Origin of the sequence: Achromobacter sp. GbtcB20 (genome assembly GCF_019091095.1) — a bacterium.
Lineage (GTDB): Bacteria > Pseudomonadota > Gammaproteobacteria > Burkholderiales > Burkholderiaceae_B > Achromobacter > Achromobacter mucicolens.
Window position 1 is genome coordinate 1 of sequence record NZ_JAGXJZ010000988.1, and the last position, 229, is coordinate 229.

Genomic DNA, 229 nt, shown 5'->3' on the forward strand with positions numbered 1-229 from the left:
TGCCGCCATTAAAGATGAAAACGGACTATCATACAATCAATATTTTCCGACTCATTTATCGGATTATCTTATGAATCCTACCCTGCGCCAGATGCGTGCCTTCGTGGCGGTCGCCAAGACCGGTAACTTTACGCTGGCGGCGCAAAGCCTGCACGTCACGCAGTCGGCCCTGTCCGGTTTGATCAAGGAACTCGAGCAGGCAGCACGATTCTTACCGCGAGCGCGGGCG

Annotated in this window: 1 protein-coding gene; it reads left to right on the plus strand. The window is 54.1% G+C overall.

Going from position 1 to position 229, the window contains the following annotated elements; translation table 11 throughout:
- Positions 1-70: 70 nt before the first annotated feature.
- A partial coding sequence (locus KVT32_RS31945; protein WP_217619620.1) for a LysR family transcriptional regulator occupies positions 71-229 on the plus strand: 159 nt, incomplete at its 3' end.